Genomic DNA, 16,645 nt, shown 5'->3' on the forward strand with positions numbered 1-16,645 from the left:
CGGTTTATAATGCAAACCAGACTGTACCTTACACTCTACCGGATAACGCCACACGTACAGTTATTAAAACCAATTCCAGCAAGGATGCGCAAGGTTCTAATGAGCTGCGTTTTGAGGATAAGGCCGGTGAGGAGGAAGTGTTCATTCATGCGCAAAAGGATATGAATACTACCATTGAAAACGAACGTACTACTACCATCAAAAAAGCTGACGATACCCTGACGCTGGAAAAGGGCAACCGTTCTCTGGACATCCAGAAAGGAACTGAAACCCATCATGTAAAAGGTACACGCAGTGTTACGGTGGAAGATGCTGAAACGCGAACCAACAAAGCTGACTACACAGCAACTGTTGATGGTGACTACAATCTCACTGTTAAGGGAGCCATGACCTTGAAAGTAACTGGCGACATCACCATCTCATCTGACGGCAATGTTACCATAAAAGCAGGGCAGAATGTGACGGTGAAAGGGGGGCAGGACCTGAATACTGAAGCCGGTATGAGCGCAACACATAAGGCCTCTACATCCATCACAGTACAAGGGCTCAGTTTTTCAGTTAAAGGAGATGCTTCGGGCGAGGTTGACGGAGGAGGTGCACTGACAGTTAAAGGCGGTATGGTCAGTATAAATTAGTGAATTGATATGATTCGAAATTATGCAGCTTCGTGCAGGGAGCGCAGTATGAATGAGGATAATGATTACGTACAGCGTGACGATCAGGGAAATATCCTGTTCAGGGTTCCTTTGAAAGATGGCAAGCCGCACGGGACAGGACATATGTTCAATTCCGAGGGGCGTATAGTGCAACAGATGGAATATCAACATGGCGTAGTAGAAGGAGAAGTGCGGCGGTTTGATGAGGATGGGCATCTTGTGCAGGTTTCGAATATGCAAAATGGAAAGCTCAATGGCGAACTTCGTACTTTTGAACACCAGCGGCCTCATATTCTTATGAACTATGTAAATAACGAGCCAAATGGTATCATGCAGGTATGGCATCCTAATGGACAGTTGGCGGCGAAAACGACCCTTCTGCATGGAAAGCAAGAAGGAGAATCACTTGTTTACGGGGAGCAGGGTGAACTGATGCAACGGTTGAACTATCAGAATGGAATGTTGCATGGATCAGCTGAACAACTTTTTTCTTCCGGTACAATACGTGAAAAAACACATTGGGTAGAAGGGTTGAAACATGGCGAGTCTTTAACTTTTTCGGAATCCGGAGAACTGGAAAGGCAAGTACAGTACGAGAAAGGAAACGTTCTGTCACAAAAGCTTATTGACGAACTTTCGACCAAGAAGAAATCCTGGCATCAGGCAATCTTCGGGGGCAAGTAGGCATGTCACAACTGGTTGTTTCAGGGGCTATGCTCCAGTGTTCATTCGGAGTCGCGCCATGCTCCTTGGTGGTCATGCCTATGAACAGAGTTATGTGTTCTACTCCGGCGGCAAATATCATGGATTATATTCCTATGGTGAATGTGCCGGGATTTGCTATGTGTACTTCGCTGGCCAATCCCACAGTTGCTTCCGCCACGGCTGCGGCCTTAGGCGTACTGACTCCGATGCCCTGCATCCCGAGTCTCGTTGCTCCGTGGATTACCGGTTCGCCAACGGTTCTACTCGGGAAAATGCCTGCTTTGAATAACAGTTCAACCCTTATGTGTATGTGGGCGGGTAGTATATCAATCGTCAGTGCCGGACAGTTTACTACAACCGTTCCATAGAGGAAATATTATGGTTAAGACCAAAATGAAAGTTCTTCTTTATGTAGCCATAACAGGGTTTATTTTATCTCTGCTCGGAGCTGTTTTGTTTGCAGGAATGCTTATATCCGAAAATATGGGGTCTGCTTCGAATGCAACTAAATCTCAAGTGAAGGGGCAGGTTGCATCACCACCACAGTACATAGTCAACTCCACAGCATTGCCTGCCATTGTCTATCCAAGAAGAAAGACCAGTAACACCGTCGCAACAAACGGTTCCTCAGTAACAAATTCTAATGTATTGACCTTGCAGGTTGGATCATATCTCAGCCTGAATTCTGCAGAAAAAGAGGCTGCACGAGTAGCCGGACTGGGATTTAAAGCGGAAGTACATATTCAGGAAAAATCTCCGCCAGTCTATGTTGTGTGGACTGGAAATTTTACAGATATGGCAACAGCCAGTGCCGAGGCAAAACGTCTTCAACAGCAGGGTAAAATAGCAGCCTCAATTGTGCCGATTGATAAAGCGGCTCTTGTTCCGGGAAAAGCAGGAATTCCACTTTGGCTGGCGCAGGTTGGGTCATTTCTCACCCAGCGATCCGCTGGAACTGAGGTTGCCAAACTGAAAAATGAGGGAATAAAGGCAAGTGTGGTTCCTCTTTATGATAAGAAAAGCAGGCTATGGTATGCAGTTATTCTTGGAACTTTTCCCGATAAAGCTAAAGCAAAAGAGGCATGTGCCGCATTTAAAGGGAAGGTAAATGGGGAATGTATTGTTTATCCTATTGATAAAGGGATATTTGAGGGACGTATGGGGGGGAAGGAGTCCATGAATGAGAGCTAGTTTGTATTTATAAATACTGTAGCAGTATATTTAAATATGTCTCTAATTGAGTCATAGGTGTATTTTTACAATATGAAAGCTAAGTAATTATTTAAACAAGGTGATCCTACCAACTATCGATTTTGAAATTATATTTGTACAGTGAATTTTCTAATATGCAGGAGCTCCGTTATCTGGATATTTCGGGAAAAATAATTTTAACTAATGCTGAAGCCTCTTGAGTAGACATGATAGCACCAAATTCACTTATAAATGGTTTCAGGTTATCAATTAGTATAGGGATTTGTTCTATGCATGCTTTGGCTGGATCATAGTCGTTCATTTCTGTTGGGGTGGAATTATTTTCGTTTTGATAAATATGACAGGATAATTTCCAGGCTACCTGTAGATCTCTGTATGCATATCGATATTCTTTCAGATTTATATATGTCTTGCCTCTAAGAAGAAATGCCGACGCTTTTTCATATTCATTTGCATCAGAATCAATGAAGTGGTCCAGGCTTTTTATGGCGCTGTTATACTGGGCTTTCTGATTGTACGCGCGGGCTTGATCAATTGAGTCAAACATGAGAGCGCAGCCGGAAATTCCCAGCAGAGTGTAGATAGCAAATATGTTGAGTATGATTTTGATATGTAAGTGCATCTTTACCATGATGCAGATATTATTGCATAGCCTTGGAACTACTGTCTATGCTGTTTATTCTTATCGCGGGCAGCGAATCTCTATATTAAAAATTGGGCAAAATCTTAACACTGTTGGTAGTGATATCTATTTTAGACAGCTTAAAAAAATCCCCCTCACCATAATGATAATGAAGGGGATGATACTTTCAATTTACTAAACTAAATTATCTGCTGCCAATTGTGGGTTAATATATTTTTCTAAAATATCATGTTTTTGATTTTCTTTTATGCTCACAAATTGAACTCCATAGCCAATGAAATTATTCTTAGGTGTCGTTTTCCAGCGAATAGCAGCATATACAGGCAGCTTATCCTCTAGTGTATCAAATTTAATGTTAATGAATTTTTGATTTGAAAAATCTGTTTCAGTTCTAAAAAAACACCCTGATTCTGAAATATTGATTATTGTTGCGGAAATAGGTTGAGCCATTGCATGATCATATTCATGACTCAATTTTACTTGTATATTGACGTTTGCGCGGTCAAACCGTCTTATCTGTCCTTTCTTTTTTTCTATGCAGTTTGTTTTGAATTCGGCCAAATCATCGATAAAACCAACTTTTCCTGCTTTTATTTTGATACGCATAACAGGCTTATTTGCAGCAAGTGAAAATACTTTGTTCCTATCATTGGCAGGAGTTTGCATTACTTTGCGCATTTCAAGAATCACTCCTGAAAAATCTCCGCTTAGAATTTCCTCAAAAAAATGATCCAGACTTGTGCAGAATTTAATATCGAGATCGGCAGCGATATCAATATTTTGAAATGGCAATTTGTTGTCAGTAAAAGCTATAACCGGAATTAGGTCAGTGCCTGACATTTTTCCTCCTGAAATTGAAAAGCCGGAATCTCGAAATGAGATTCCGGGCAAAGGTATGAGATAAAAGTTATAGTCTTGTTACGCAGTTGTTAAATTTCAAACAACATTTCAAGATCATCACGAGTAAGTGATTTGAGTGCTGACTGCCCGGGAATAATTGCATCAGCAACGCTCTTCTTCATTTCCTGAAGCTTGAGTATCTTTTCCTCAACAGTGTTCTGACAGATCATCTTGTATGCAAAAACCTGACGTTTTTGACCTATACGGTGAGTTCGGTCTGTTGCCTGATTTTCAACAGCAGGGTTCCACCAAGGATCGTAGTGAATAACATAGTCTGCCGAAGTAAGATTAAGTCCGGTTCCTCCAGCCTTAAGAGAAATAAGGAAGATGGGAATATCCGGGCTGTCATTGAATTTGTCCACCTGTTCGAAACGGTCTTTACTGGATCCGTCAAGATAGGTGAAAGGAATATCTTTAATGGTCAGCCAGGAACGGATGACGTGCAGCATCTGAACGAACTGTGAGAATACCAGCACCTTATGGCCGCCTTCTACAATATCAAAGATAAGGTCTTTAAATGCATCAAATTTACCGGATGGCAGATTGGTTGATAAACCCGGCATATCCAATTTGAGTAGTCTTGGATGACAACAGATCTGTCTAAGCTTGAGAAGTGCATCAAGGATAGACATCTGGCTTTTGGCCATACCTTTCTCGTCAACATCTCTAAGAACTTGATCTTTAAGACGTTTAGCGAGTGCTGTATAAAGTTCCCGCTGCTCTTCGATAAGTTCGCAATAATGAACTGTTTCGATTTTGGGAGGCAGATCTTTAGCAACCTCAGATTTGGTGCGGCGCAGGATAAATGGTTTAACCCTTGTACGCAGGTAATTTAAAGTTTCCTCATCACCATCTTTGATCGGTTTGACAATTCCTCTTTGAAAAGCATGCTGCGAGCTTAGGAAGCCGGGCATGAGGAACTCAAAAAGTGACCATAGTTCAAAAAGGTTATTCTCGATGGGAGTACCGGAGAGACATAGTCTCATATCTGATTTCAGCTTACGTACAGACTTTGCAGTGATGGTATTAGGATTCTTGATATTCTGCGCCTCATCCAGAATCACAGATACATATTCATGTTTCAGGAGTTCTTCCAAATCACGACGCAGCAGTGCATATGTTGTAATAACAATTGTAGAACTGGTTATTTTTTTAAATAATTCTTCACGTCTGGAACCGTAAATGGTCAGCAAAGGAAGTTGCGGGCAGAACTTTTGTGCCTCACGTTCCCAGTTCGGAAGAACTGAGGTAGGCACTATAATCAAGTTAGGTCCGGTAATACCCCTTTCGTGCAGCGACAGAATGAAAGACAAGGTCTGAATTGTTTTACCCAGTCCCATTTCATCAGCCAGAATACCACCAAAGCGATAGTCTCGCAGGAAATTGAGGTAACTAAGTCCCTGTACCTGATAAGGACGTAAAGTCGCATCCAGCCCTCTAGGCTGATCAATCATCTTAATTTCATCGAAGTTGTGGATTTTTTCTCTGAGCTTTACAAAGTGCTCATCAGTTTTAGCATCCGGCAAGTCTTCAATAATTTTATCCAGAACGGGTGTCTCGTACTGTTCGTATTGCTGTCTAGGAGGTTGCTCAGGGTCATATCCAAGCGCTTTAAGCTTGTGACTGAGTTTCTTTAGCCATGACTCTGGCAGACTTGTATATGAACCGTCTTTGAGCTGAACATAGCGTTTGCCTTGACTCCATGCCTCCCATATTTTCTCAATGGGAACACGCTGGTCATCATACTCAACATTAATATCGAGATTAAACCATTTATTATCATCATCGGTCTCAACTTCAGCGATAATCTGCGGAGAAGTCAGTCTGACTTTATAACGGGTCAGATTCTTTTCGCCATAGATTCTGTAGGCCTCAACAAGCTGAGGATAAAAATCAAGCAGGAAGGTGATAGCTGCTTCCTGTTCCATGAACCAGATGGAGTTGTTACGTGGCTGAAATCCCATATCGCGTAGCTCAGAGAAAAGCTGAGCCTCTTCATCCTGTGCGCGGCGTACAAGGTATGATTTTTCACCTTCCCTATAGCTTCCTGTCTGCAGGTCTGGATTAGGATCACCCATTGGTATTTCGCCGTGTTCAGTCTCGTAGATATTATCGATTCTGATTGTCAGCAGTGAGCCTTCTTCATTCAAGTACAGCTTCGGATTGAAAGATGCTGGAACAAAGAACGGTTGCATTTTTTCAAGAAATTCTTCGTGATCATGCAGGTCGGAAACAGGTATCTGTGTCCACACCCGATCAAGAAATTCTGGAATATCTGCCGGAGGGATAATTGGATCCTGTATGTGCATCTCCTGCACCAATTTAGGGGCAAGAGTTGTTTGTACCGGGTAAAAGCCCTGTTTCCAATATACCCAAAGAGGCAGTCTGCCGTAAAAGAAAACCTCTTCATCGTCCATAATGGAGAAGGGTGGTTTTCCTTCATCAGACAATAGTATATCAAAGCGGAGACCTTCTTCTGAAAGTTCAGGAGAAAGTTTGAGCTGCATAGTCCTGCTTTCAATGCGTATAGGAATATCGGTATCTCTTAAAAACAGGTAGTATTCATCTTTTATTGCGGTGAAAAACCACGCATGAAGGCCTGCCGGTATGTCTACCCGATGCCCTCTGTAGTCCAGAAAGTGTCCTATCTGTTCGGCCACTAATGGCAGGTTAGGAGAGGTTTCACTCCATTCAGGTTTTTCAATAATTTGTTCAAGGTCAATTTCATTTTGCACTTGAGAAAGGCCGGATTTATTTTGTCTGGCCCTGAAAAAAGCTACCTGCAATCTTTCCGGTTCTGGAAACATACGGTAGATTATATAGTGCTTGCCTGATTCCGGTTCAAGTTCTGTGGAAAAGAATGAACGAAAATTCTGACGCCAGTCAGCAAGTTTCTGTGTTTCAGCCTTTTCAACTTCAGAATCAAGAGTTTGCAGAAGTTTAAGCGCAACTGCTCCTACATGCTTACATACGCCGGAAAAAGATTCCGGGCAGTTGCAATAGAAGTTTATGCTTTCTTCTGCCAGATTAAGTCCTAATTCTGAGGAGTAGTTTTGAAAATCATCACCTTGAATTGATGCATCTACATCCCAGTATCTTTCACGTTTCTTCAAATCAAGACGTTGCACACCTTCAGCTGCAACAATAGATCGGGAGCTGTCCAGAATGTATTCCGGTACGGTTCCTGTAATAAATGATTTGAGAATTGATTTAACTACAGCTTCTTCGTTTTGTGACATACTTACACGTTCCCCCGAACTGCACCTTAGTAGTAAGTAGTTATATATAAATTAATGTTGTTATAATGGAAATTATTCAAATTCAAATGTATTACGGTGAATCCGTAAAGTAAAAAAGTTGCGCGGTCAATCTGTCCGCGTGCATTACTTGGCTTTTCTTTAACATTAGTCCATAGTGAGTACATTATCAATGTAGTTGGCTTTATGGAAGATTTTTATTCAAAAAAACAGGGAAAATATGAATCGATCAGCGATTATCTTAATATTTATAGGCTGTATTGCTATTCTATCTGCTTGTAGTCAGGATACGGCTCCAAAGACCAGTAAGGCTTCTAACACTGCTTCAGTCTCGGCCGAAAAATATGGTTCAAAACCTGTAAACGGCGGTAGGATGACTGAGCCTTCAATCGGTGAGCCCATGTGTCTGATTCCGGCTCTTTCATCTGATTCTGCAAGCCATACTGTTGCAAGTAAACTATTTGTTTCACTTCTTAAATATAACAAAGATATCGAACTTGTTCCTGATGCTGCAGAATCTTTTGAGGTGCTGGATGGCGGTAAGCTTTTTAAATTTAAAATTCGCGAAAATATCAGATGGTCTGACGGTGAACCGCTTACTGCTGAAGATGTTGAATTTACTTATAAGCTTATGATCGATCCGGCAACCCCTACAGCTTACTCTGGAGATTTTAAAAATGTCAAAGATTTTAAAGTGACAGGGAAATACAGCTTTGAAGTCCGATACGATAAAGTTTTTGCCAGATCACTGATAACTTGGGCCATGGATATTCTTCCTAAACACATTTTAGAAAATGAAGATCTTAATACTACAAAATACAGACGTGCTCCTGTTGGAGCTGGACCTTATAAGCTCAAAGAGTGGATTCCCGGGCGTAGGGTGATTCTTGAAGCCAATGATGATTATTTCGAAGGTCGTCCTTACATTGATGAGATTGTCTACAGGATTATTCCTGATCTTTCTACACAATTTATGGAACTCAAAAGCGGAAATCTTGACAGTATGGGATTAACACCTCAACAATATTTATTTCAGACTAAAGGTGTTAATTGGGAAAAAGATTTTCAGAAATTCAAGTATCTTTCGTTTTCGTATGCATATCTTGCTTTTAATATGGAAAGTAAATTTTTTAAGGATAAGCGGGTAAGGCAGGCCATTAACTATGCTGTAGATAAAAACGAGATAGTTAAAGGTGTTTTGCTGGGGCTCGGATATCCTGCTCTTGGACCTTATAAGCCGGGAACATGGGTTTATAATGATAAGTTAAAACCGTTTGGTTTTAAGCCGGAGAAAGCCAGAGAGCTATTGAAAGCGGCCGGATGGACCGATTCTGACGGTGACGGAATTATTGACCGTGACGGTGAACCTTTTTCTTTTACAATTATAACAAATCAGGGAAATTCCTTGCGTATTAAGGCGGCAACAATTATTCAGAATCGTCTTAAGGGGATCGGAATTGATGTGAAGATAAGGACAGTAGAGTGGGCAGCTTTTATCAAGGAGTTTATCGATAAAGGTCGTTTTGATGCCACTATACTTGGTTGGAACATCCTTCAGGACCCTGATATATATTCAGCATGGCATTCTTCCAATGCAGTCCCCGGTGGACTTAACTTTATAAAGTATAAGAATGCAGAACTTGATGAATTACTTGAAAAAGGGCGTACCACTTTGAAGCAGGAAGAACGGAAGAGAATTTATGACCGTGTCCAGGAAATTCTGCAAGAAGAACAGCCATACTGTTTTCTCTATGTGCCGATGGCCTTACCTATCTACAGTAGTAGAATTAGAGGTTTGAAAGTCGAGCCTGCGGGACTCGGGTACAATGCAAATAGCTGGTGGATTCCAGCATCATTACAGAAGAAGCCTAGCTTACAGCAATAATTATGATACGAATTAACGAAATTACTGACGCTGTCAGTTCTTATATTGATGATCCTGATCTGGCTCTGATCCAGCGGGCTTATGTATTTTCAGCCCGGGCCCATGAAGGTCAGGTTCGTCTTTCAGGTGAACCATATCTTTCACATCCGCTGCATGTTGCTAAAGTTTTAGCTGACATGCGTCTTGATGAGCCTACTGTTGCGGCTGGTCTGCTGCATGATACCGTGGAGGATACTGACACTACTATTGACGAAATTGCGGACCTCTTTGGTGAAGAGGTTGCTGATATTGTTGATGGAGTAACCAAGATCAGCATGATGGATTTTGAATCCAAGGCCATCGCAAAAGCTGAGAATATCCGCAAAATGATTCTTGCAATGGCTGAAGATATTCGCGTGCTGATGGTTAAGCTTGCTGACCGCCTGCATAACATGCGTACTCTCGGTTATCAAAAGAATTTCAAGCAGTTGCTGATTGCTCAGGAGACTCTTGATATATATTCCCCGCTTGCTAACAGGCTGGGGCTGTACATGGTCAAGCGTGACCTTGAAGATCTTTGTCTGTTTTATCTTCAGCCGGATAAATATAATGCTATTACAGACGGGCTTGAGCGTCAGCATACTTTGGGCAAAGAATATGTGGATAAAGTTATTGATCTGCTGACCGGTATCCTCAAAGACAATGAGCTTAAAGGAAATATCTACGGTCGTACAAAGCACAAATACAGCATTCATAAAAAGATGCAGCGTCAGGGGCTTAATCTTGATGAAGTACATGATATTATTGCCTTCAGAGTCATAGTTGACTCTGTAAAGGATTGTTATGCGGTGCTCGGTTTAGTCCATTCCATGTGGATGCCGGTATCAGGACGTTTCAAGGATTATATTTCCATTCCTAAAGCCAATATGTATCAGAGTCTGCATACAACTGTTATTGGCCCTGAAGGTGAGCGTATTGAGATTCAGATACGTACTGACGAAATGCAGCAGGTTGCGGAATACGGGGTTGCAGCTCACTGGCAGTATAAGGAGACAGGGCTTAGTGAGTCAAAACAGAACAGGGATGCAGAACGTTTTTCATGGCTGCGCCAGATCATGGACTGGCAGCGTGAACTTGAAGACCCTCGTGAATTTATGGCTTCGTTGCGATTCGATCTTTTTAATGAGGAGGTCTATGTATTTACCCCTGCAGGAGAGATCAAAGAACTCCCTGACGGAGCCACTCCTGTTGATTTCGCTTACTCAATTCATACTGAGGTAGGTAACCACTGTACCGGAGCCAAGGTTAACGGACGTCTGGTTCCTCTGACAACCTCTCTTAAAAATGGTGATACAATTGAAGTTTTCACCGATAAGAACCGCAAGCCCAGCAGGGACTGGCTTAAGTTTGTCAAAACTGCGAAAGCGCGTACCCGTATTAAGCACTATATCCGTACAGAAGAGAGGACCAGTTCAATCAATCTGGCGAAGGAAATGCTTGAGAAAGAAGGTCGCCGGATGAATCTGAATGTACCCAAGGCCATGAAAGACGGTTATTTTGTCATGCTGGCCGATGAGTTCTCCATGGGGAGTGTGGACGATCTGCTTTCAAATATCGGCTACTCAAGAATTACTCCTAAGAAAGTGCTGCACCGCTTGTATGCTGTTATCAACGAGATTGAAGGCATTGAGGAAGAGCCGAAGCAGCATCATCATGAGGATGAAGAGGATAAGAATAAGGGCGCTGCAAACTCTATTGACATTGAAGGTGTTGATAATGTTTTGGTCAGATTTGCAGGTTGTTGTACCCCTCTCCCCGGTGAACCTATTATCGGGTATATCAGTCGTGGGCGCGGGGTTGTAATCCATGCTTCTACCTGTCCAAATATTAAGAGTCTTGAAGAAGAAAGGCTGCTCAGTGTTTCATGGTCTGGAGGACAGGAAGAAGAATCGCATCCGACTCAAATTAGAATCAGATGTAAGAATCATAAAGGAATGCTCGCTGAAATAAGTACTGTGCTTACCGATATGGACGTGAATATTGATTCCGGCACATTTAAATCAGATGTAGATGGAAGCTCCGTCCTTGAGTTTACTGTGGAAGTTCGGGATCTTGGTCATCTTCATCGCTCACTTAATAAAGTTAAAGTAATTGACGGGGTCTTTGAAGCAATAAGAGTCAGTTAGTTTAAAATAAAATATTTGATTTAAGTCCTGTTGATTTTTTCAGCAGGACTTTTTTTATAGCTGATTCGTCTTCATGCTTTTATCGGGAGTTGGCGCCAGTCTATAGTGATCTGTATTATTGGGCATTCGATGGATTCTAGGTATGAGAAATTAAGTCGTAGCTTAAATGATAGTTTAAAACATTTTTTTTAAACAAACGTTTGACTTCTTTTCTGACAGTGTTTACTTGTCTGTGAAGAAAATGAGAATTTTAATTTTTCTAAAAGTAATAGATCAAATGAGGTTAATATAGATGACGGTAACCCCCAAAGGCAAAACTAATAAGGCTCGTGGAGAGGAAACACGCGAAAAACTTGTGCAAGTTGGCCTCAAATTGTTTGCATTAAATGGATTTAACGGCGTAAGCATGCGGAATTTAGCGAGTGTAGCTGAAGTTAATCTTGCCACTGTCGGTTATCATTTTGGTGGGAAGATGGGGCTGTATGAGGCCGTACTCCGAGATATAATAAAGCGTAAGGATCTTGTATTTCCAGATATTGATACCGTCCGGTTTCAAATGAACCGGTTAAAAAAAGGGGAAATATCAAAGTGTGATATTTTCTCATGGTTTTACAGGAAAATTGTACTGGGAATGATTGGCACTGAAGATACTGTGTATGCGGCACTTATTATAGATCGCGAACTGGTAGCTCCAAGTGAGCATTATGAGTTGCTTGATAAGGAGTTTTTCTCTCATTCCATGGGAACTATGGAGGAGCTTCTAGAATTTATTATGGATGGCAAAGTTTCCCGGGAAGAGATCATGATTATCAGTACTTGTCTAATTGGAATGGCTCTCAAGTTTGTTAATCCCAAAGTCTTAATGGATCGGGTCGGCTGGGATGGGTACACAGCTGAACGTGTTGAAGAAGTTACCGAAATTTTATGCAGAAGGGCAGTCGCATTTGTCGGCTGTGAGGAGTCCTGATTAAATGAAAAAATATACATTGGTATTAATGCTGCTTTTGGCTCTTGCTCTCACTGGTTGTAAGGAGAAGCCTGTATCTGAACAGGAGGTATTGCGCCCTGTAAAAACAATGCAGATAGGCAGTTCCGCATCAAGCAGACAGTGGGTTTTCTCTGGAACGGCAGAGGATGCTCTGCAATCAGATCTCTCATTCAGAGTTGGTGGAAAGATAGTTTCTTTTCCAGGGGATCAAATCGGTAAAAAATTTCGTGCAGGAGAGGTAATTGCGAAGCTTGATCCTGCTGATTATGAACTGACAGTCCGTCAGAATGAATCTAATCTTGAGCAGGTGCGTGCAAACTTTATCCGTGCAAAAGCTGATGTTGAACGAATAAAACAACTTTATAAACGTAAAGTTGTATCTAAGTCTGAACTGGATCAGGCTGACGCTGATTTTAAATCTTTTCAAGCTCAGCTTAACGCCTCAGATAAAATGCTTGATATTGCCCGTAAAAAAGTACGTTATACTATTCTTAAAGCTCCATTTGACGGTTGGGTCGGAGCTGTTCATGTAAATGTTCACCAGAATGTCCAGTCCGGTCAGCCTGTTGTTGCTTTTAATGCTGGAAAGCAGATGAAAATGTATATTTCTCTTCCGGATACCATTATTTCTTCTGTTTCAGAAGGTGAAAAGGTTCATGTTACTTTTGATGCTTTACCAGACGTGGTTATGGATGGCGTGATTATGGAGATTGGTATCGGGACAAATAGCGGTGCTTCATTTCCTGTTAAAGTTTATCTGGATAATTCTAAGCAGCTGATACGCAGCGGGATGTCCGGGAATGTGCAGTTTTCCGGTCGTTCAGCAAACAGCAGTGTTTTTGTCGCTCCGTCTGCTGTTGTAGGTAATCCTGATGGTAGCAAGCATGTTTGGGTAGTTGATAATGGTTCAATTGTCCGCAGCCGTGAAGTTGAGGTTGGTTCACTTTCAAAACGTGGCGTTCAGGTTATTAAAGGACTTAAATCCGGTGAAATCGTCGTTATCCGCGGTGTGCATTCTCTTAAAGATGGTATGCAGGTTCGTCAGATGGGAGGTCTCTCGTGAATCTTGCCAGATGGTGTATTGAAAACAACCGTACTTCTATCGCTATATTCCTGCTGATCGCGCTCGGCGGTATAATGACTTTTATCAATATACCAAAAGCCGAGGACCCGGACTTTATTATCCGCACGGCTGTGGTGAGTACTGTTTTTCCCGGCGCTTCTCCTCAAAGGGTAGAGGAATTAGTCACTGATAAGCTTGAGGAAAAGATTAGAGAGATTGATGTTATTAAGAACGTCAAATCACAATCTATGACAGGCCTTTCCATTATTGAAGTGGAATTTCAAGATAATCTAAAAAATATGGAACCAATCTGGCAGAAGTTGCGTAATAAAGTCGCTGATGCTCAGCCTACTTTGCCTCCTGAAGCCATGACTCCTGTGATTAATGATGAATTCGGTGATGTCTACGGTATTTTGATTGCCCTCACCGGTGATGGTTTTTCCTATCGTGAACTCAAGGATGTTGCGGATTATACACGTGATGAATTGCTTAAAATTCCCAGTGTAGGTAAAGTTGAGCGTTGGGGGTTGCAAGATGAGCGTGTTTTTGTCGATTTTTCAAATTCTCGCATGGCAGCAGCCGGAATAAGTCCTTTTGCCCTTGGGCAGATGATTGATCACCAGAACTCTATCCGCCCAAGTGGTTCTGCAAAGGTTGGTCCGGAAAGGATATCTATTGAGCCTACAGGTGAATTTAAATCTGTAGATGATATCGGTAATCTTTCGATGCGAATTGAAGGGAAACGTTCTTCACTTAAACTTTCGGACGTAACCAAAATTACTCGCGGTTTTGCTGATCCTCCCGGAGTTATGGCTCGTTATAATGGAGAGCCGGCCATTATGCTGGCGATATCAATGGCAGACGGCAATAACATAATGAAGGTCGGAGAGAAGGTTACAGCAAAGCTGAATGAGCTGTCGAAAAATCTCTATCATGGCATGGAGTATAATATAGTTGTGTATCAGCCTGACTACGTTGATACAGCAATTTCTGATTTTATGCTCAACCTTCTTGAATCATTTGTTTTCGTTGTAATAGTTATTCTTGTCTTTGCCGGGTTTAAAACAGGGCTTGTGGCAGGTTCGCTAGTACCTATGGCAATGCTCGGCTGTATAGGGCTCATGCCGCTTTTTGATGTTGGGATGCAGCGAATTTCAATCGCGTCACTTATCATTGCTCTTGGAATTCTGGTTGATAATGGTGTTGTTGTTTCTGAGGCAATTCTGGTGCGGCTGGCCGCTGGTGAAGATAGGATGAAAGCTGTTGTAAATTCAGTCTCTGAACTTTGGATGCCGCTTCTTGCCGCGTCTTTAACAACAGTTTTTGCATTTCTTCCGATACCTATGGCCGAGAATGCTACCGGAGAGTATTGTTTTTCACTGTTTATTGTTGTCAGCTTGACTTTGCTTTGTTCCTGGGGACTTTCTATGAGTATGGTTCCCATGCTTTGCTATTACGTTCTTAAGCCCAAAGTAATGGTTCAGACTTTCTCCAGTCGTGTGTATCGTGGGTATCGGTCCATGCTTTTGTTTTGTCTCAAACATCGTACACTTTTTCTCGCCTTTGTTATGGCTGGTTGTATTGTTGCTTTCTGGGGATTCAAATATGTACCAAAGATGTTTTTCCCCCCCAATGAAAGAGCCCAGTTTACTATTGATTTCTGGCAGCCTTTCGGGTCTGACATTACTACTACAGCTGAAGAAACAGCAAAACTTGAAAAATTTTTACTTGCTGATGAAGAAGTTGCCAGTGTTGGAACATTTGTCGGGCATGGTGGACCACGCTGGTATCTACCGCTTAACCTCGAACAGCGAAACGATAACCTTGCCACTATCGTTGTTAATACCAAAAGTATTACTGGTGTAGACGGGATAATTTCCCGCACGCGTGAAGAAATCAAGACTAAGTTTCCCGATGCTGATTTCAGTCTTAAAAAGCTAATGAACGGTCCACCTGTCGGGGCACCTGTTCAGATTCGTATTTCAGGTCCTGACCAGAAAACGCTTTATCAGATTCGCGATAAAATTGTGGCTGTTCTCGATAAGACTCAAGGCGTAGCCCGTGTATGGGATGACTGGGGGCAGTGGACAAAAAAAATGGTGGTGGATGTTGATCAGGATAAAGCCCGTCAGGCAGGACTTTCCAGTTTTGATGTTGCAGCATCTCTGCAATCGGGCATGAGTGGTTATCAGGCTTCAACTTATCGTGAAGGGGATACCAATATTCCGATTTTACTGCGAAGTGAAGAGTCTTTCCGTAACAGGCTGGATAAACTTGAAAGCATTAATGTATATTCTTATCAGAATGCGAAGAGTGTTCCTCTAAACAGGATTGCAGCGTCAAAGCTAGTCTGGCAGCCGTCTGATATCAGGCGTCGTGATCAGACAAGAACGATGACCGTTAAAGCTGATCTGTTCAGCGGTTATTTTGCTATACAGACACTTAACAAAGTACGTCCTGAGATTAATAAAATGATGGATTCGCCGCAGTGGCCCATTGGGTACTCTGTGGCCTACGGTGGTGAGTTTGAAAAAAGTGTTGAAAGTCAGGAAGCTATTAATGCCAACATGCCACTGGCTATGGGATTGCTTGTTCTTGTTCTGATTTTTCAGTTCAACTCTTTCAGACGGCCGTTAATCATTTTATTAACTTTGCCGCCCATGATGTGCGGTATTACGCCTGGTATGATTCTTACTAATTCCCCATTTGGTTTTATGCCCATGCTTGGAATGATCAGTCTGCTTGGGATTATTGTGAATAATGCGATTATGCTTATTGATAGGATAGAAATACAGCGTAAGAAAGGTATAGGTCTTGATGATTCAATCGTTCTTGCGTCACTTGAAAGGGCACGGCCGATTATCATGACCGCAACTACGACCATTATAGGTATGGTGCCGTTGTCTTTGCAGGGTGGTGAAATGTGGCGGCCCATGGCTAACTGCATTATGTCAGGGCTTATGTTTGCAACAGTACTGACTTTAATACTTTGTCCTGTACTTTATTCAATCTTCTTTAAGCAGAGTTTTAAAAGTTATGAGTGGAATCAGGCAGTGATAGAGCTTGGTAAAGACTAGAGCTGCTTATTCTTCCTATCCATTGAAAATTAAAAATGGGTAGATACTGACTCGAAGTTCGGTATCTACCCATTTCTAATATTATGCTGATGTA

12 protein-coding genes are annotated in these 16,645 nt (G+C 42.0%); 9 read left to right on the plus strand and 3 right to left on the minus strand.

Going from position 1 to position 16,645, the window contains the following annotated elements; translation table 11 throughout:
* The 4 genes from H589_RS20850 to H589_RS0100340 form a co-directional block, all read left to right on the plus strand.
* Nucleotides 1-635, plus strand: a 635-nt coding sequence (locus tag H589_RS20850; RefSeq protein WP_027720178.1) for a bacteriophage T4 gp5 trimerisation domain-containing protein, incomplete at its 5' end; no start/stop codon positions are given.
* Nucleotides 636-683: 48 nt separating this feature from the next.
* Nucleotides 684-1,340: a toxin-antitoxin system YwqK family antitoxin gene (locus H589_RS0100330; protein WP_027720179.1), complete on the plus strand. Its 657-nt coding sequence runs from the start codon at nucleotides 684-686 to the stop codon at nucleotides 1,338-1,340.
* Between the two features lie 2 nt (nucleotides 1,341-1,342).
* Nucleotides 1,343-1,729, plus strand: coding sequence for a DUF4280 domain-containing protein (locus tag H589_RS0100335; RefSeq protein WP_027720180.1), 387 nt, complete (start codon nucleotides 1,343-1,345; stop codon nucleotides 1,727-1,729).
* Between the two features lie 10 nt (nucleotides 1,730-1,739).
* The gene (locus H589_RS0100340; RefSeq protein WP_027720181.1) at nucleotides 1,740-2,552 is read left to right on the plus strand and encodes an SPOR domain-containing protein; all 813 of its coding nucleotides are present in this window, start codon (nucleotides 1,740-1,742) and stop codon (nucleotides 2,550-2,552) included.
* A gap of 169 nt (nucleotides 2,553-2,721) precedes the next feature.
* Here H589_RS0100340 and H589_RS0100345 read toward each other — a convergent pair whose 3' ends face one another.
* The 3 genes from H589_RS0100345 to H589_RS0100360 form a co-directional block, all read right to left on the minus strand.
* A complete protein-coding gene (locus H589_RS0100345) occupies nucleotides 2,722-3,120 on the minus strand; it encodes a tetratricopeptide repeat protein (protein ID WP_245576997.1) in 399 nt (132 codons plus the stop codon).
* Between the two features lie 270 nt (nucleotides 3,121-3,390).
* A complete protein-coding gene (locus tag H589_RS0100355) occupies nucleotides 3,391-4,056 on the minus strand; it encodes a PilZ domain-containing protein (protein ID WP_027720184.1) in 666 nt (221 codons plus the stop codon).
* An 89-nt stretch (nucleotides 4,057-4,145) separates the two neighbouring features.
* Nucleotides 4,146-7,355, minus strand: a complete 3,210-nt coding sequence (locus H589_RS0100360; RefSeq protein ID WP_027720185.1) for a DEAD/DEAH box helicase — start codon at nucleotides 7,353-7,355, stop codon at nucleotides 4,146-4,148.
* Between the two features lie 238 nt (nucleotides 7,356-7,593).
* Here H589_RS0100360 and H589_RS0100365 point away from each other — a divergent pair, with 238 nt between their 5' ends.
* The 5 genes from H589_RS0100365 (at nucleotide 7,594) to H589_RS0100385 (ending at nucleotide 16,551) form a co-directional block, all read left to right on the plus strand.
* Nucleotides 7,594-9,258, plus strand: a complete 1,665-nt coding sequence (locus tag H589_RS0100365) for a peptide-binding protein (RefSeq protein WP_027720186.1) — start codon at nucleotides 7,594-7,596, stop codon at nucleotides 9,256-9,258.
* 2 nt (nucleotides 9,259-9,260) lie between these two features.
* Nucleotides 9,261-11,423 carry a RelA/SpoT family protein gene (locus H589_RS0100370; protein ID WP_027720187.1) on the plus strand — a complete coding sequence of 721 codons (2,163 nt, stop codon included), beginning with the start codon at nucleotides 9,261-9,263 and terminating at the stop codon, nucleotides 11,421-11,423.
* 292 nt (nucleotides 11,424-11,715) lie between these two features.
* Complete coding sequence (locus H589_RS0100375; RefSeq protein WP_027720188.1) at nucleotides 11,716-12,390, plus strand: TetR/AcrR family transcriptional regulator; 675 nt, start codon at nucleotides 11,716-11,718, stop codon at nucleotides 12,388-12,390.
* Between the two features lie 4 nt (nucleotides 12,391-12,394).
* Nucleotides 12,395-13,474 (plus strand): efflux RND transporter periplasmic adaptor subunit, encoded by a 1,080-nt coding sequence (locus tag H589_RS0100380; RefSeq protein WP_027720189.1) that lies wholly within the window; start codon nucleotides 12,395-12,397, stop codon nucleotides 13,472-13,474.
* Entirely contained in the window at nucleotides 13,471-16,551 is a 3,081-nt protein-coding gene (locus H589_RS0100385; protein ID WP_027720190.1) for an efflux RND transporter permease subunit, read from the plus strand. The genes H589_RS0100380 and H589_RS0100385 overlap by 4 nt, the downstream gene beginning before the upstream one ends.
* The last annotated feature ends 94 nt before the right edge of the window (nucleotides 16,552-16,645 follow it).

The sequence above is a fragment of the Maridesulfovibrio zosterae DSM 11974 genome (genome assembly GCF_000425265.1).
In the GTDB taxonomy this organism is placed as follows: Bacteria; Desulfobacterota; Desulfovibrionia; order Desulfovibrionales; family Desulfovibrionaceae; genus Maridesulfovibrio; species Maridesulfovibrio zosterae.